Below are 17,285 nucleotides of genomic sequence, written 5' to 3' on the forward strand. Positions count from 1 at the left end.
GTCACCCCACAGCCCACTGCCATGACGGTTCCCCATTTATCCCGCAGCGTTTTGCTTGCCGCTCTGCTTCTAGGCGGTTGCGCCAGCTATCACCCCGAGCCGCTGCCGACTTCCGCCGATCTGGCCGCATCGGCGAACAGCCTGGATGTGGCGCGCAGCAAAATCGCGCTGCCCGCGCTGACCCGCTACAACTTCGATACCGCCAAGCCGCTGGACGCCACCGGGCTGGCCATCCTCGCCGTGCTCAACAACCCGCAGCTCAAGGCCGAGCGCGCCCGGTTGGGCGTGGCCCGCGCGCAAGCCTTCGACGCCGGGCTGCTGCCCGATCCGCAACTCGGCCTGTCGCGAGACTTCCCCGGCAACAGCGCGGGAGCAACGACTTCGGCGTACAACCTCGGGCTGTCTTACGACATTGCCGCGCTCATCACTCACCACGCCGCGCAAAGCGCCGCCCAGCACGCCGCAATCCAGGTCAACCTGCAAGTGCTGTGGGCCGAATGGCAGACCGTGGCGCAAGCCCGCCAGCTCTACACCCAGATCACCGGCAACGCTGCGCGGCTGAAACTGCTGGAGCAGGAGCGCGCCTTGTTCGCGCAGCGCCTGCAGCGCAGCCAGGCCGCGCTGGCGCAGGGCAATGTCACCCGGCTCGACGTGGACGCCCAGCTCGTCCCGCTGCAAGCCCTCACCCAGACCATCCAACAGATCGAACGCCAGCAGCTCAGTCTGCAATCTCAGCTCCATGCCCTGCTCGGGCTGCAGGCCGATGTACCGCTGCCGCTGGCCGCGCCCTCTGAACAAGCCGCGCCCACTGCCGCGCAGGTGGCCGCAGCGCTCAAGCAACTGCCGCGCATCCGCCCCGATCTGATGGCGCTGCAGGCTGGCTATGCCGCGCAGGAGCAGAAGGTCTGGCAAGCCGTGCTCGGGCAGTTTCCGGCCTTCAATCTGGGCTTCACCCGCGCGCGCGATACCGCCGGGGTGAACACTGTGGGCTTCGGCGTGAGCATCAGCCTGCCGCTGTTCAACCGCAATCAGGGCGTGATCGCCACGCAGCGCGCCACCCGCGCGCAACTGCTGGCCGACTATCAGGCCCGGCTCGATCAGGCTGACGCCGATGTACGGCAGGCGCAGGCCGACATCGCGCTTCTGCAGCAGCAGCGTCAGACTCTGCAGGACGCGCTGCCCGCGCTGGAATCGGCCGATGCCGCCGCACAGCAGGCGCTGCAGCAGGGCGGCATGAGTCTGCTGGAATTCATCAACCAGCGCACCGCCCTGCTCGACCAGCGCCTGGCGCTGCAAGCCAACGCGCAACAGCGCGCCGAGCAAATTCTGGCCTTGCAATTGCTCACCGGTCTTGGCCCCTACCGTCAGACCGCCGCCCAAGTTTCCCCGTCCAAATCCAACGCCGCACCGCTATGACCTTGCCCACTCGTGCCAGTATCGCCCTTCTTGCCGCGCTGAGTCTGCCCTCGCTTTGCCTGACCCTTGGCAGCCTGCCGCGTGCGTTCGCTGCAGACAGCCCCATCTCCGCACAGGTACAGACCGCGCCGCTGCAACGCGGCGAGCTGCTGCATACCCTGCGCGCCTACGCCGTGGTGCAGGTACCTGCCAGCCAGACTCAAGCCATCACCTTCCAGCATGCCATGCAGGTGCAAACCGTGGCCGTGCATGTCGGCCAGGCCGTGCGCAAGGGTGCGGTGCTGGCCACGCTGCACAGCGACGCCAGCACCGCGTTGGCCTACAGCCAGGCGCAGACCGCCGTTTCTTTTGCGCAGGGCGAGTTGGGCCGCATGACCGCGCTCAAGGCGCAACAACTCGCGACGCAGGCGCAGGTCGATGCGGCGCGCAAGGCCCTGACCGACGCGCAGGCGCAACTGCACAGCCTGCAGCAACAAGGCGCAGGACAGGCGGCAACGCGGCTGCTGGCGCCGCAAGACGGCATCGTGCTGGCGGTAAGCGCCGCGCCGGGTGATCTGCTGGCCGCAGGCAGCCCGTTGCTGCAACTCGGGCGCAGCGGCAGCCTGCAAGCGCTGGCCGGCGTGCCGCCGGAAGACGCGCCGCGCCTGCAGCCCGGCCAAGCCGTGCGGCTGACCTCGGTGTTCGACCCGGCGCAGCACTGGCAGGGCACCATCCGCAGCGTTGGCGCGGCCATCAACCCCAAGACCCAGCGCCTGGACGTGCAGATCGCCCTGTCTGCTCAGGCCGGTCTTCCTCCGGCTGGAGCCAGCGTGCAGGCCGACATGGTGCTCGGCCGCTGGCGCGGCTGGGTGGTGCCGCGCGACGCCGTGTTGCAGGACGAGCGCGGCGCCTTCGTGTTTCAGGACGACCACGGCAAGGCGCTACGCATCCCCGTGCAGATCGCCATTGAAAGCGGCCTGCAAACCGGCATTACGGGCGCCTTGAACCCGGCCATGCCGCTGGTCGTCTCCGGCAACTATGAACTTCGCCCCGGCATGGCGCTGCGCGTGATGGGAGCCCAGCGATGAGCGGCGCCTCGGTCTGGCTGCAACGCCATCGACGCTCCGTCTTGTTTTTGCTCGCGCTGCTGGCGGTCGGCGGAGTGTTTGCCGCGTTCAAGCTGCCGGTGGGGCTGTTTCCCAATGTGGACTTCCCCCGCGTGGTGGTCAGCGCCGATGCGGGCGACCGCCCTGCCAGCCAGATGATGTTGCAAGTCACGCAGCCGCTGGAGCAGGCGGTACGCCGCGTGCCCGGCGTGGTGGATGTGCGCTCGACCACCAGCCGCGGCACCGCCGATATTTCGGTGAGCTTCGACTGGGGCACGCCCATGGCGCTGGCCGCGGTACAGGTCAACGAAGCGGTCACGCAGATGCTGCCGCAACTGCCGCCCGGCACCCAGGTGTCGAGCAAGCGCATGGACCCCACGGTCGACCCGGTCATCGCCTACAGCCTGACCTCCAAAACGCTCACCCCAACTCAGCTCTACGACCTGGCCGAATTCCAGTTGCGACCGCTGCTGTCCAGCATCGGCGGGGTGGCGCGGGTGCAGATTCAGGGGGGTGCGCAGGAGGAATATCACGTCACTCTCGACCCGCTGAAGCTGCAGGCGCTGGGGCTGGCGCTGCAGGATGTGAGCAACGCCGTCAGCGCCGCCAACGGCGTGCAGGCCGTGGGTCATCTGCAAGACCGCTACAAGCTCCTGCTCGCCCTGGCCGACTCGCGCCTGCATGATGCCGCGCAGATCGGCGACATCGTGCTGCGGGTCGGGCCGGACGGCGTCATTCGGCTCAAAGACGTGGCGCACATCTCGCGCAGCACCGTGCCCAAATGGGTGCGCATCACCGCGAACGGGCAGGACGCCGTGCTGCTCAACATCTACCAGCAGCCCGGCGGCAACACCGTGCAGATCGCCCGCCATGTGCGCGAACTGCTCGCCAAAACCCCGCTGCCGCCCGGCGCGCATCTGGCCAGTTGGTACGACCAGAGCACCCTGGTGGTGGACAGCGCGGCCAGCGTGCGCGACGCCATTCTGATCGGCGTGGCGCTGGCCGGGCTGGTGCTGCTGCTGTTTTTGCGCAGTCTGAAAATCACCCTCATCGCCATGATCACCGTGCCCGCCGTGCTGGCCGCCACCGTGGTGCTGCTCTACGCCCTGGGGATGAGTTTCAACATCATGACCCTAGGCGGCATGGCGGCCGCTGTGGGCCTGGTGATCGACGACGCCATCGTGATGAGCGAACACATCGTGCGGCGGTTGAGTGAGGCGCGCCATCGCGGCGAAGCGCAAGCGCGGCACAGCGGCATCCTGCATGCGGCGATGGAGTATTTGCGGCCGCTGGCCGGGTCGAGTGCGTCCACCGTGGTCATCTTCCTGCCGCTGGCCTTCCTATCCGGCGTCACCGGCGCTTTTTTCAAGGCGCTGTCGCTGACCATGGCCGCCGCCCTGGTCATCTCCTTTTTCGTCGCTTGGCTGGCCGTGCCGCTGCTGGCCGACAAGCTGCTCTCACCCAAGGACATCGCGCGCGAAGCGCAGCGTGAAAACGGCCGCTGGCTCTCTGCCGTGCAACGCGGCTATGCGCGGGTGCTGGGCGCCAGCCTGCGCCGCCCGTGGCTGGCCGCGCTGGGACTGGCGCCGCTGCTGCTCGCAGGCTGGCTGGCTTATGGGCAAGTGGGCAGCGGCTTCATGCCGCATATGGACGAAGGCGGTTTTATTCTCGACTACCGCACCCCGCCCGGCACCTCGCTGACCGAGACCGACCGCATCCTCGCGCAAGTGGAACAGATTCTGCGCACCACGCCCGAGGTGCAAACCTGGTCGCGCCGCACCGGGGCGCAGCTCGGCGGCGGCGTGACCGAAGCCAACGAAGGCGACTTTTTCGTGCGTCTCAAGCCCCCGCCGCGCAAGTCAATCGACGTGGTGATGGAGGAGGTGCGCCAGCGCATCGAAACCCAGGTGCCTGGCGTGAAAATCGAACTGGCGCAGTTGATGGAAGACCTGATCGGCGACCTCACCGCCGTGCCGCAGCCCGTGGAGATCAAAATCTTTGACGACAACCCGCAGCAGCTCGCCGAGCTTGCGCACCATACGGCGGCGGCCATCGGCAAGATTGCCGGCATCGTCGATGTGCGCAGCGGCATCAAGCCCGCGGGCGACGCGCTCGACATCCATATCGACCCCACCCGCGCCGCGCTCGAAGGCGTCGATCCGCAGCAGGTGCAGCAGCAGTTGCAAACCTTGATCGGCGGCAGTGTGGTGACGCAAATCCAGCAAGGCCCGAAGATGGTCGGCGTGCGGCTGTGGACCCCGCTGGCGCTGCGTCAAACGACCGACGACATCGCCCGCCTGCCGCTGCGTGCGCCCGACGGCCATGTGTTCACCCTGGGTCGCATCGCCAGCCTCAAGGTGCTCACCGGCCAGCCGGAAATCCACCGCGAAAACCTCAAGGCGATGGCCGCGGTCACCGCGCGCATCAGCGGGCGCGATCTGGGCTCGACCATTGCCGACGTCAAAAAAATCATCGATGCGCCCGGCTACTTTCCGCCCGGCGTCTATGCCCAGCTCGGCGGGCTGTACAAGCAGCAGCAAATCGCGTTTCAAGGCCTGATCAGCGTGCTCGGCGCGGCGGTGCTGCTGGTGTTTTTGCTGCTGCTTTTTTTGTATGAGCGTTTCAAGGTGGCGATCAGCATCCTGGCCATGCCGCTGCTCGCGCTGCCCGCGGTGTTCATTGGCCTGTGGGCGGCAGGCATCGAGCTCAACATCTCGGCCATGATGGGCATGACCATGATCGTGGGCATCGTCACCGAGGTCGCGATTTTCTACTTCAGCGAAGTGCAGTCCTTGCTGCACGAGCACCCTGAGCAGGGCCTGGACGCGGCGCTGGTGGCCGCCGGGCAGAACCGCATGCGCCCAATTGCCATGACCACGCTGGCGGCCATGCTGACGCTTGCGCCGCTGGCCCTCGCGCTGGGGCAAGGCTCGGCCATGCAACAGCCGCTGGCCGTGGCCATCATCGCGGGGCTGGCGGTACAGATGCCGCTGGTGCTGCTGGTCATGCCGGTGCTGTTCAAGCTGATGCGAGGCCGGCTGGACGACGCCAAGGCCGACGACAATCTGCCGCTGTCTGCAGTCTCTCCCCCTACCGAGTGAACCATGCGCATTCTCCTGGTTGAAGACGATCACATGCTGGGCGCCGCCACGCGCGAAGCCCTGCGCGACGCCACCCACGCGGTGGACTGGGTACTCGACGGCGCGTCGGCGCTGAGCGCGGCGCAAGGCGGCGAATACGAGCTGATGCTGCTCGATCTCGGCCTGCCCAAGCGCGACGGTCTGTCGGTGCTGCAGGCGCTGCGGCAGTCAGGCAGCAACCTGCCCATCCTCATCCTCGCTGCGCGCGACGCGCTCGAAGACCGGGTGCGCGGCCTCGACCTGGGCGCAGACGACTATCTGGTCAAACCCTTCGAGAGCGCCGAGCTGCTGGCGCGCATCCGCGCCGTGGCGCGGCGCCAGGGCGGGCAGGCGCAGCCTGTGCTGTCCAACGGTGTGCTCGAACTCGACCCCGTTTCCCGCGAGGTGCGGTTTCAGGGGCAGACGCAGCGTCTGACCGCGCGCGAATACGCCCTGCTCCACGCGCTATTGCTGCGCCCCGGCGCCATTCTGTCGCGCAGCGAACTCGAAGACCGCATCTACGGCTGGAACGAAGAGGTGGAAAGCAACGCGGTGGAGTTTCTCATCCACAGCCTGCGCAAAAAACTCGCGCCGGATGTCATCAAAAACGTGCGCGGGGTGGGCTGGCTGGCGCCGCGCGGCGATACGGACAAGGCGCCATGAATCCCCTGGCCGCACTGCGCCATTGGGGCGCGCAATCGCTGCTGCGTCGACTATGGCTGTGGATGACGGTGAGTGTGGTTGTCGTCGGTCTGGGCACGGCGGCGCTGTCCTACTTTTTCGGCTATCAGGAAGCCAACGAACTGCAGGACGCGCAACTGCGCCAAATCGCCAGCCTGGTGCACCGCTGGGGCCATCTTCCTGACAGCGCGCTCAACCCCGCCGGGGCCGATGTCGATAAAGACGCCCGCATTGTGGTGCAGCGGCTGGGAGCACCCGTGGGTGCGCACGGCCTGCAGCTCTCCAAAGACCTGAGCGACGGCATGCATGTGGTGCAAAGCGGCGACCATGCCTGGCGCGTGTTCGTGCAGCAGGGCGACAAAGGCCGCATCGCCGTGGCGCAGCGCACCGATGTGCGCACCGACGCCGCCATCGACAGCGCGCAGCGCACCCTGTTTCCGCTGCTGGCGCTTATCCCGCTGCTGGCCCTGCTGTCTGCTTGGGTGGTGCAGCGGGCGCTGCGGCCGCTGCGGCAAATGGCGCAGGGCGTGGACGCGCGCAGCGAAGCCGATCTGCAGCCCCTGCCGCAAACCGATGTGCCGCAGGAAATCCTGCCCTTCGTGCACTCCATCAACCGCCTGCTGCAACGTTTGAATGCCTCGATGGAACAGCAACGCCGCTTCGTCGCCGACGCCGCGCACGAACTGCGCACCCCCATCGCCGTGCTCAGCATGCAGGTGGACAACCTCAAACCGCTGCAGCTTGAACCGCAGGCGCGGCAGCGCATCGGCGCGCTGCAAGACGGCCTGCGTCGCGCCCGCACCGTGGTGGAACAATTGCTCAGCCTCGCCCGTTCACAAGGCGAGCAGACGACGCTGCGGCAGATGCTCGACCCGAGCGGGGTGATGCGCGAAGTGATCACCGATCTGCTGCCGCTGGCCGAGAGCCGCGGCATCGACCTGGGCATCGACCGCGCCGAGAAGGTGGAGATCGACACCGATCCCGCCCAGCTCTACACCCTGCTGCGCAACGCGGTGGACAACGCGCTGCGCTACACCCCGGAAGGCGGACGGGTCGATCTGCGGATGCGGGCCGAGGCCGACCGCGCGGTCATCGAAGTGCAGGACAGCGGCCCCGGCATTGCGCCCGAGCAGTTGCAGCGGGTGTTCGACCCCTTCGTGCGCCTGCCGGGCGCGCAAAGCGAAGGCAGCGGGCTGGGCCTGTCCATCATCCGCCAGATCGCGCAGCGCCTGGGCGGCGAGGTGACGCTGCGCAACGCCACCGAGGGCGGACTGATCCTGCGCTACAGCCAGCGCCTCACTTCGGCCAGATCCGGCTGAAGTCGAGGGCGATGCGGCACTTGCCGAGATCGAATTCCAGGGTTTCGTCCGCCACGTCCGCCAGCTTGATGTAGCGCCCCACATGCAGCGAAAAAAGGCGGAGGCCGTGCGGGTACTTATTGATCGGCCACATTGAAGTTTGAGACTGCGCCCCACCCCGACCCTCCCCACACGTGGAGAGGGAGTAAACACGCCCCCCCACGGCGTGGGGGAGGTTGGGAGGGGGAGAGGCCGTTGCATGGCGTTGCCCATGAACCCTTCATGCTTCTTCATTCTGGATCAATAGTCAGCGTCGCCCAGAGACAACAGCGCTTTCACACCGGCTGCAGCCGGTAAATCTTGGCCGACGCGCCGTCTGAAATCAGGTAGATCGCGCCATCCGGCCCCTGGCGCACGTCGCGGATGCGCTCGCCCAGATCGGTGAGCAGCGCCTCGCGCGACACCACCTTGTTGCCGTCGAGTTGCAGCCGCCACAGCGCCTGCCCGGCCAGCGCGCCGACGAACAGGTTGCCGCGCCATTGCGGAAAAACACTGGCGGTGTAGAACGCCATGCCGCAGGGCGCGATGGATGTGGGCACCCAATAGGTCACCGGCTGCTCCATACCGGGCGCGCTGGTGGCGCCGCCCACGGGCGGGCAGTTGCCCACCGGGGCGCCATATTCGCAGCCGTAGGAAATTTTCGGCCAGCCGTAGTTGCGCCCGGCGCGGGTGATGTTGACTTCGTCACCACCCTGCGGGCCGTGTTCGTGCGTCCACAACTCCCCAGTCACCGGATGGAGCGCCGCGCCCTGCACATTACGGTGGCCGTAGCTCCAGATCTCCTCGCGCACCCCGGCGCGGCCGACGAAAGGGTTGTCTTTCGGCACGCTGCCATCCGGGTGAATGCGCACCACTTTGCCCAGGGTGTTGGACAAATCCTGCACCGCGTCGCGTTGGCTGAAACGGTCGCCTAAGGTGATGAACAGGGTGCCGTCTGGCGCGAACACCAGCCGCGAGCCGAAATGCGCGGTGCTGTCGATTTTGGGCGTCTGGCGGAAGATCACCTGCACGTCGCTCAGCCGCGTGCCGTCGTTTGAGAGCACCCCGCGCGCCACTGCGGTGCCGTTGCGCCCGGCCTCGGCTCCCGTACCCGCTTCGGCATAGCTCAAATACACGCGACGATTCGCCGCAAAGGCGGGATCGAGCGCCACGTCGAGCAAGCCGCCCTGCCCGCGCGCGTCCACTGCGGGCACGCCGACAATCGGCGCTGCTGCCTTGCCGTCCAGACCGACGATGCGCAGCGCGCCGGTGCGCTCGGTCACCAGCATGCGGCCATCGGGCAGAAAGGTCAGCGCCCACGTCCGCGACAGACCGCTGACCACAATCACCGCCGCCGCTTTGACCGCGGGCTGCGTATCGATCGGCAACGGACTGGACGCCGCCGAGGCCGGGGTTTCGCCCCACACCAGCACCGCCCCGCCGCCGCAAGCGCCCAGCGCGGTGCTGCCCAGCCCTGCGCCCAGCCAGCGCAGGGTGTGGCGGCGGGTGGGTGAAGTCGGATGCGATGGCGTTTGCATGGTCAGCCTCCTGGGATAGCGATGGGGATGCGGAACAAAAACAGATTCAGGCGCTTTGCTGGGCGTCGGTGTCGTGATCGTCGCCGCCGCCGAACACCCGCTGCCGCAGCAGCCCGAGCTGGTCGCGCACCCGTGCGGCCTGCTCGAATTCGAGATTGCGCGCATGCTCAATCATGCGCTTTTCCAGACGCTTGATCTCACGCGCCACGTCCTGCGCGTTGTCGATCTGCAGTTCCGCAATTTCACGCTCCACGCTGCCCGCGCGCAAGCCCTTGCCCGGCGTCTGCACCACGCCATCGATCAGATCGCGCACCGATTTGTTGAGCGCGGTGGGCGTGATGCCATGTTCGGTGTTGAACGCAATCTGCTTGGCGCGGCGGCGCTCGGTTTCGTCGATGGCACGACGCATGGAGTCGGTAATGCGGTCGCCGTACAAAATGGCCATGCCGTTCACATTGCGCGCCGCGCGGCCGATGGTCTGGATGAGCGAACGGGTGGAGCGCAGAAAGCCCTCCTTGTCCGCATCGAGAATGGCCACCAGCGACACCTCGGGAATGTCCAGCCCCTCGCGCAGCAGGTTGATGCCCACCAGCACGTCGAACACGCCCAGCCGCAGGTCGCGCAGAATTTCCACCCGCTCCACCGTGTCGATGTCGGAGTGCAGATAGCGCACCTTCACGCCGTTTTCGTCGAGATAGTCGGTGAGCTGCTCGGCCATGCGCTTGGTGAGCGTCGTGATCAGCACGCGCTCGCCTTTGTTCACCCGCAGGCGAATCTCACCGAGCACGTCGTCCACCTGGCTGCTGGCCGGCCGCACCTCGATGAGCGGGTCCACCAGCCCGGTGGGCCGCACCACCTGCTCCACCACCTGATCCGCGTGCTGGCTTTCATAGTCTGCCGGGGTGGCGGAGACAAACACGGTCTGCCGCATCTTGCGCTCGAATTCGGCAAACTTGAGCGGCCGGTTGTCCAGCGCCGAAGGCAGCCGAAAGCCGTAGTCCACCAGGGTTTGCTTGCGCGCGCGGTCGCCGTTGTACATGCCGTTGAACTGGCCGATGAGCACATGGCTTTCGTCGAGAAACATGATGGCGTCTGGCGGCAGATAGTCCACCAAGGTAGGCGGCGGCTCGCCCGGCGCGGCGCCCGACAGATGCCTTGAATAGTTCTCGATACCCTTGCAATGGCCGATTTCGGTGAGCATCTCCAGATCGAAGCGAGTGCGCTGCTCCAGCCGCTGCGCCTCCACCAGCTTGCCCATGCCGGTGAGCTCTTTCACCCGCTCGCGCAACTCCTGCTTGATGCCCTCCGCCGCTTCAAGCACCTTTTCTCGCGGCGTGACGTAATGCGAACTGGGGTAGATGGTGAAGCGCGGAATCTTCTGCCGCACCACGCCGGTGAGCGGGTCGAACAGGGAGAGCGACTCGATCTCGTCGTCGAACAGTTCGATGCGCACCGCCAGCTCGGCGTGCTCGGCCGGAAAGACGTCGATCCGGTCACCGCGCACGCGGAAGGTGCCGCGAGTGAAATCGACCTCGTTGCGCTGGTACTGCATGCGCACCAGTTGTGCGATCACGTCGCGCTGGCCCATGCGGTCGCCGGTGCGCACCGTGAGAATCATGGCGTGATAGTCCGACGGATTGCCGATGCCGTAAATCGCGCTCACGCTCGCCACAATCACCACGTCGCGCCGCTCCAGCAGACTTTTGGTGGCCGACAGGCGCATCTGCTCGATGTGCTCGTTGATCGCGCTGTCTTTCTCGATGAACAGATCACGCTGGGGCACATAGGCCTCGGGCTGGTAATAGTCGTAGTAGCTGACGAAATACTCCACCGCGTTCTTTGGAAAAAACTCGCGGAACTCGCTGTAGAGCTGCGCGGCCAGCGTTTTGTTGGGCGCAAACACAATAGCGGGCCGCCCCATGCGGGCGATCACATTGGCCATGGTGTAGGTCTTGCCCGAGCCGGTCACGCCCAGCAGAGTCTGGTAGCTCAAACCGTCGCCCAGCCCCTCGGCCAATTGCGCAATCGCCGTGGGCTGATCACCCGCTGGCGGGTAGGGCTGATACAGGCGGAAGGGCGAGTCGGGATAGCTGACGAACTTGTCCGGGTCGAGCGAGGGAACGGGTTGCGGTGCGGACATGGGCGGAAGGTGGGAATCGAAAAAGCCGTCTGCACGGCGTCATAGCGCGCCTTCAAAGGGCGACGCGGGGCGTAAAATTGCGGTTTTTTGCGGCACCCATTGTCCCGCAAGCCCGGTTTTCCCGTCACCTCACCTCCCATCTCCCATGACCCAGTCGCTTTTTTCCCGCGTGGAAATGGCCCCGCGCGATCCCATCCTCGGCCTGAACGAACAATTTGCTGCTGACCCCAACCCCAACAAGGTCAACCTGGGCATCGGCGTCTATACCGACGCCGACGGCAAGCTGCCGCTGCTGGCCTGCGTGAAAGCGGGAGAAGCGCAGCTCATGCAGGCGCCCAAGCCGCGCGGCTATCTGCCCATCGACGGCATCGCCGCCTACGACAAAGCGGTGCAAGGACTGGTGTTCGGCGCCGACCACGAGGCCGTGACCTCGGGCCGCATCGCCACGGTGCAAGGCCTGGGCGGCACCGGCGGGCTGAAAGTGGGCGCCGACTTCCTCAAGCGCCTCAACCCCAACGCGCAAGTGCTGATCTCCGACCCCAGCTGGGAAAACCACCGCGCGCTCTTCGAAGCCGCGGGCTTCAACGTGGGCACTTATCCCTATTACGACGCCGCCAAGCAGGGCGTGAACTTCGACGCCATGCTCGCCGCGCTCAACGCCGCCGCCGCGGGCACCATCGTCGTGCTGCACGCCTGCTGCCACAACCCCACCGGCTACGACATCAGCCCGGCGCAGTGGGAACAGGTGATCGCCGCCCTCAAGGCGCGCAAGCTCGTGCCCTTCCTCGACATGGCCTACCAGGGCTTCGGCGAAGGCATTGCCGAGGACGGCGCGGTCATCCAGCAATTCCTTGCCGCCGGGCTCGACTTTTTCGTCGCCACCTCCTTCTCCAAGAGCTTCTCGCTCTACGGCGAGCGCGTCGGGGCGCTCAGCGTGGTTTGCGCCAGCAAAGAAGAAGCCGGCCGCGTGCTGTCGCAAATCAAGCGCGTCATCCGCAGCAACTACTCCAACCCGCCCACCCACGGCGCCCAGATCGTCGCCACCGTGCTGGGCTCGCCCGAACTGCGCGCCCAGTGGGAGCAAGAGCTTGCCGGCATGCGCGAGCGCATCCGCGCCATGCGCAGCACCCTGGTGGAAAAACTCGCCGCCGCCGGCGTGAAGGGCGACCTGTCCTACATCACGCGCCAGAAAGGCATGTTCAGCTACTCAGGCCTCTCCGCCGCCCAAATGGAGCGCCTGCGCACCGAATTCGGCGTGTACGGCGTCTCCACCGGCCGCATCTGCGTAGCCGCGATCAATCTGCACAACGTGGACTACGTCGCCAAGTCCATCGCGGCAGTGATGCAGTAAGGGAAACGAAAGTAGCGCGCACCTCTCAGCTCGCGACCCTGATCCAACAATCGGATGGACTTGAGCTCTGGCGTGCTGGAATTTCTGGCCCCGTTAGCACTGATCATAAGATCAGTTCTATGGCAAAACGCCAGCGTTCAAGCGCCGTTACACAACTCCCTTGCTGCCGTGTTAAGGCGACAGCGGCGATGTTAGGGAGACAAGAGCCTGTAACCCTATAACGAGTAAGGCTTCATCAACGACGTGAAAGGTTCATATGAGTCCCGGGTTTAGTGAGCGCACATTTGAGTTTTGCTACAACGCCGAGTACTGCCAGATCAATGCAGCTCTACTCGCCACCCACCCACACATCCCGTCCCAAAGAGCCGAGAGAGACCTTGGCTACGACGTAGAGTTCAGGATCAATAGCGGCCACTACACGAGGTCGCTCTTCCTGCAACACAAGGTTTCGTCGTTTGCGGAGGTCCGGGCGGGTCGGAACGTACAGTTCTACGCCGCTCATGGCCAACCCTACTTCCGCTTTCCTGTCGACAATGAGCAGCACAACGTGCTCTGCGAGTTGAGTAGGACCAGAGGCAATGCGTTCTACTGCGCGCCGAGGTTTCATTTGAGCCACGAACTCGAAACCAACTTCCGCGGTGCGTCGATCGCGCCAAACGCCATCCTCCTTGATCCTTTGGACATAGGAGACATCGCTGACAACGAGCGACACAACATCACGTATGACGCCTTTGGCCAAAATCCAACCCTGCATTCCGAGCCTCGTCGATTTCAACGCGCCTATGGCGGCGGCAAGGAGAACGCCCCTGAACTGAAGCAACAGCCCGTTACGGCTGCGTATGTCGAGGCTCTGAGTGAAGAACTGGTACGTCGAACCAGAGACTCAAAGTTCAGAGCGTCGGTCACGAAGGAGCTTGAACGCGGAAGCCCAACTGAAAGGGCGCAAGTGCTACTCGGCCGGGTCTATCAAGTCACGTGGCTGCTACTGCCGTGAAGCCTAACCATTCGGTCAAGCGGAATTGCCTCCGGCAAGCCCCGGCGCAACCGCAAAGGCCAGGAACTCAAGACCAACGTCACCGACCCCGACAGCGCCAAGATGGCCACTGGTAAAGGCGTGATCCAGGGCTATGCGGCGCAAGCCGCGGTGGACAGTGAGCACCAGATCATCGTGGCCGCCGAAGTGATCGGCTCAGGCTCGGAGCAGGCCATGCTGCTGCCCATGGTCAAAGCCAGCGAAGCGCTGAGAAGGCCGCAGACCCTGATCACCGCCGATGCGGGCTACCACAGCACCGAGAACCTGCAGGCGCTGGCCGAGCAGAACATCGACGCGCTGATCGCGGACAACCAGATGAGGCAACGCGACGAGCGCTTTGAAGCGCAGGGCAAACACAAGGCCAAGGGTGATCCGCTGTACGAGAAGAAGCCCACGGGGTCGCCACAGAAGATGCGGCTGTACCGGCCTGAGGACTTCAAGGTATCCGAGGATCAAAGCCATTGTCTCTGCCCAGCGGGCCGCAAGCTCTACAGCAACGGCAGCGGCTGCACGATCAACGGGCGAAGCTGCCACAAGTACACCGGCAGCAAAAGCGGCTGCGGGCCTTGCGAGCAAAGACACCGATGCCTGCGCCATCCGCAGCGCACGGCGGTGCGGCAGGTGGCGATCTTCAAGAAGAACCAGCGCAGTCCCAACGAGGTTCTCCAGGCGATGAAGCAGCGCATCGGCACGGTGGAGCCGGTGTTTGGCAACATCCGGCACAACAAGCGATTGAACCGGTTCACGCTGCGCGGCCAACACAAGGTGGGGGTGCAGTGGCGGCTGTATTGCCTGGTGCACAACATCGAGAAGCTGGCCGGGTGCGACCTGAAGACATAGTGGGTGGGATACGAGTCCTGTTCGGTGTCAGAATGAGCGCAGAGGCCTGATCAGACGGGTGGATCAACCGAGAACGAAATCAGGAGGGACCCATACCATGGCGATCCAGAAAACTGAACCCATGCGCCAGTCTGCGGCTGGACTTGGGGTTTTTGCACAGCCTCGTTATTCGGAGCAGGCTGCTGAAACTTTGCGGTACCTGGTCAGGTCTGGCCTCGTAGCACTTGTTTCGGTTTGCAGCGCACGCTGTTTGCTCTTTCCCGCCGAGAAGACGGGGTAGCAAAACCCCTGCTGCGCTAGCAGATCTACGCGAGTAAAATTTGTGCATCGCAACAAGAAAAGGTCGGAGTCCATCATGGTGTATGACCTGTATGAAACCCAGCGCTCACTGATGCGGCCGCTGGCTGATTTTGCCGAGGCTGCCGCCAAGTTTTACGCCAACCCGGTGTGGCCTGCGGTGCCGCACAACGTCACCCAGCGTGTCTCAGCCAGCTACGACCTGATGCACCGGTTGCTCAAGGACTACGAAAAACCCGAGTTCGGCATCAATAGCGTGCAGATCGAGGGCAAGACTGTCGCAGTGCAGCAACGGGTCGTGCTGGAAAAGCCTTTCTGTCGTCTGCTGCGGTTCAAGCGGTTTTCTGACGACGTCAGCCTGCTGGGCAAGCTCAAGGATGATCCGACCGTGCTCATCGTGGCGCCGCTGTCGGGCCATCATTCCACCTTGTTGCGCGACACAGTGAAAACCATGCTGCAGGATCACAAGGTGTTCATCACCGACTGGACCGACGCTCGCATGGTGCCCACCGAGCAGGGCCGTTTCAGCCTGGATGACTATGTTGCCTACATCCGCGAGTTCATTGCCACCATCGGCCCCGATGTGCATGTGATGTCGGTCTGCCAGCCCACGGTGCCGGTGCTGGGTGCCATTTCGCTCATGGCCAGTGCGGGCGAGATCGCGCCGCGCAGCATGATCATGATGGGCGGCCCCATCGACGCGCGCAAGTCGCCCACGGCGGTGAACAACCTGGCGATGAACAAGAGCTATGAGTGGTTCGAGAACAATGTGATCTACCGCGTGCCCGCCAACTACCCCGGCGCGGGTCGGCGTGTCTATCCCGGCTTTTTGCAGCACAGCGGTTTCGTGGCGATGAACCCCGACCGCCACCTCACCTCGCACTACGACTACTTTCTCGACCTGATCCGCGGCGACAACGATGATGCCGAGTCGCATCGCCGTTTTTACGACGAGTACAACGCCGTGCTCGACATGGACGCCGATTACTACCTCGACACCATCAAGCTGGTGTTCCAGGACTTCGGACTGGTCAACGGCACCTGGACGGTGGAAGGCGAGACGGTGCGCCCGCAAGACATCCACCGCACGGCGCTGCTCACCATCGAAGGCGAGCTCGACGATATTTCCGGCGCGGGGCAGACCGAGGCGGCGCACGACCTGTGCACCGGCATCGCTTCGGTCAGCCGTCAACATTACGTGGCAGAAGGCGCGGGGCATTACGGCATTTTTGCGGGACGGCGCTGGCGCGAAAAGGTCTATCCCGTCGTGCGCGATTTCATCGCCGCGCATCCTCAAGGGGCTGCGGGCGATCCGCCGCGCAAACCGACGCGATCCCACGCCTCCGCCTGAACCTGTTGACTCATGCCCGTTGCGACCGTCGCCCTGGCCGCGCAAATCGACGCCTTGCTGCCGCAAACGCAGTGCACCCGCTGCGGCTACCCCCACTGTGCCGCCTACGCGCAGGCCATCGCCGAAGGCCAGGCCGACATCAACCGCTGCCCGCCCGGCGGCGCGCAGGGTGTTGAAAAACTTGCTCATCTGCTGCAGCGCCCGGCTACCGCGCTCGACCCATCCTGCGGAACGGAAGGCCCGCGCGAGCGCGCCGTGATCGACCCGGCCCTGTGCATCGGCTGCACCTTGTGCATTCAAGCCTGCCCGGTGGACGCGATCGCCGGTGTTTCCAAGCGCATGCACACCGTCATCGAAGACTGGTGCACCGGCTGCGCCCTGTGCCTGCCGCCCTGCCCGGTCGATTGCATACGCATGGAAGCGCTGACCGACCCCGCTCTGGCCACCCGCAGCGGCTGGAATGCCTGGAGCCCGGCGCAGGCCGACGAAGCGCGCCAGCGCTATGCTCGGCACCTCGAACGTCACCCTCGCCCACTGGCGCAGACTGAGCCACCCGCCGCACCGGCTCCTGCGGCAGACCACAAGACCGCCCTGCTGCAAGCGGCTCTGGAGCGCGCCCGGCAGCGCCAGCGCAGTGCTCCTTGAATTCTGAATTTCAGCCAAATCGCAAGAAAATGACCACAAAACCCAGTAAATCCCTGCAAACCTTCCCAAACCCCGCCCCTGAGCGCGACTATCACATCCACATGCAGGTGCCTGAATTCACATGCCTGTGCCCGCTCACCGGTCAGCCGGATTTCGCCCGATTCGACATCGACTTCATCCCTGACAAGAAGTGCGTCGAGCTCAAAAGCCTCAAGCTCTATATGTGGAGCTATCGCGACGAAGGCGCCTTTCACGAAAAGGTCACCAACGCCATCCTCGACGATCTGGTAAAGGCCATGTCGCCACGCTTCCTGCGCGTGACGGCGCGCTGGTATGTTCGCGGCGGCATTTACACCAATGTGGTGGTCGAGCACCGCAAGCGTGGGTGGAAGCCAACGCCGCGCGTCGATCTGACGCAGTTCGACGCCGCCGAACCCGCAGCGAATTAAGAG

The 17,285-nt window shown here is 65.0% G+C and carries 14 protein-coding genes; 11 read left to right on the forward strand and 3 right to left on the reverse strand.

The annotated features are described in order from the left end of the window. Positions 1 to 21 precede the first annotated feature (21 nt). The 5 genes from THI_RS10440 to THI_RS10460 are packed head-to-tail and all read left to right on the forward strand — an operon-like array spanning position 22 to position 7,620. Positions 22 to 1,416, forward strand: coding sequence for a TolC family protein (locus THI_RS10440; RefSeq protein ID WP_231836160.1), 1,395 nt, complete (start codon positions 22 to 24; stop codon positions 1,414 to 1,416). Further along, a complete protein-coding gene (locus THI_RS10445) occupies positions 1,413 to 2,483 on the forward strand; it encodes an efflux RND transporter periplasmic adaptor subunit (protein WP_013106221.1) in 1,071 nt (356 codons plus the stop codon). The genes THI_RS10440 and THI_RS10445 overlap by 4 nt, the downstream gene beginning before the upstream one ends. After that, positions 2,480 to 5,602: an efflux RND transporter permease subunit gene (locus tag THI_RS10450; RefSeq protein WP_013106222.1), complete on the forward strand. Its 3,123-nt coding sequence runs from the start codon at positions 2,480 to 2,482 to the stop codon at positions 5,600 to 5,602. Before THI_RS10445 ends, THI_RS10450 begins: the two co-directional genes overlap by 4 nt. Before the next feature lie 3 nt (positions 5,603 to 5,605). Continuing rightward, positions 5,606 to 6,283 carry a response regulator transcription factor gene (locus THI_RS10455; protein WP_013106223.1) on the forward strand — a complete coding sequence of 226 codons (678 nt, stop codon included), beginning with the start codon at positions 5,606 to 5,608 and terminating at the stop codon, positions 6,281 to 6,283. Next, positions 6,280 to 7,620 carry an ATP-binding protein gene (locus tag THI_RS10460; RefSeq protein ID WP_013106224.1) on the forward strand — a complete coding sequence of 447 codons (1,341 nt, stop codon included), beginning with the start codon at positions 6,280 to 6,282 and terminating at the stop codon, positions 7,618 to 7,620. Before THI_RS10455 ends, THI_RS10460 begins: the two co-directional genes overlap by 4 nt. On the opposite strand, the gene THI_RS18860 is transcribed toward THI_RS10460, so the two are convergent. The 3 genes from THI_RS18860 to uvrB form a co-directional block, all read right to left on the reverse strand. Continuing rightward, positions 7,598 to 7,753, reverse strand: coding sequence for a hypothetical protein (locus tag THI_RS18860; RefSeq protein ID WP_156515510.1), 156 nt, complete (start codon positions 7,751 to 7,753; stop codon positions 7,598 to 7,600). The genes THI_RS10460 and THI_RS18860 overlap by 23 nt on opposite strands. Positions 7,754 to 7,934: 181 nt before the next feature. Then, entirely contained in the window at positions 7,935 to 9,176 is a 1,242-nt protein-coding gene (locus THI_RS10465; RefSeq protein WP_013106225.1) for a PQQ-dependent sugar dehydrogenase, read from the reverse strand. A 46-nt stretch (positions 9,177 to 9,222) separates the two neighbouring features. Beyond that, a complete protein-coding gene (gene uvrB, locus THI_RS10470) occupies positions 9,223 to 11,316 on the reverse strand; it encodes an excinuclease ABC subunit UvrB (RefSeq protein WP_013106226.1) in 2,094 nt (697 codons plus the stop codon). A 145-nt stretch (positions 11,317 to 11,461) separates the two neighbouring features. On the opposite strand from uvrB, the gene THI_RS10475 reads away from it, so the two are divergent. The 6 genes from THI_RS10475 (at position 11,462) to queF (ending at position 17,282) form a co-directional block, all read left to right on the forward strand. Then, entirely contained in the window at positions 11,462 to 12,667 is a 1,206-nt protein-coding gene (locus THI_RS10475) for an amino acid aminotransferase (protein WP_013106227.1), read from the forward strand. A 607-nt stretch (positions 12,668 to 13,274) separates the two neighbouring features. Further along, positions 13,275 to 13,661 (forward strand): hypothetical protein, encoded by a 387-nt coding sequence (locus THI_RS19340; protein ID WP_231836162.1) that lies wholly within the window; start codon positions 13,275 to 13,277, stop codon positions 13,659 to 13,661. A gap of 24 nt (positions 13,662 to 13,685) precedes the next feature. Then, complete coding sequence (locus THI_RS10485) at positions 13,686 to 14,540, forward strand: transposase (RefSeq protein ID WP_331437134.1); 855 nt, start codon at positions 13,686 to 13,688, stop codon at positions 14,538 to 14,540. Positions 14,541 to 14,895: 355 nt separating this feature from the next. Then, positions 14,896 to 16,188, forward strand: coding sequence for a polyhydroxyalkanoate depolymerase (locus THI_RS10490; protein WP_013106229.1), 1,293 nt, complete (start codon positions 14,896 to 14,898; stop codon positions 16,186 to 16,188). Between the two features lie 12 nt (positions 16,189 to 16,200). Continuing rightward, positions 16,201 to 16,833: an RnfABCDGE type electron transport complex subunit B gene (locus THI_RS10495; protein WP_013106230.1), complete on the forward strand. Its 633-nt coding sequence runs from the start codon at positions 16,201 to 16,203 to the stop codon at positions 16,831 to 16,833. 29 nt (positions 16,834 to 16,862) lie between these two features. Beyond that, positions 16,863 to 17,282 carry a preQ(1) synthase gene (gene queF / locus THI_RS10500; protein ID WP_013123453.1) on the forward strand — a complete coding sequence of 140 codons (420 nt, stop codon included), beginning with the start codon at positions 16,863 to 16,865 and terminating at the stop codon, positions 17,280 to 17,282. Positions 17,283 to 17,285: the final 3 nt, after the last annotated feature.

The organism is Thiomonas arsenitoxydans (genome assembly GCF_000253115.1).
Classification (GTDB): domain Bacteria; phylum Pseudomonadota; class Gammaproteobacteria; order Burkholderiales; family Burkholderiaceae_C; genus Thiomonas; species Thiomonas arsenitoxydans.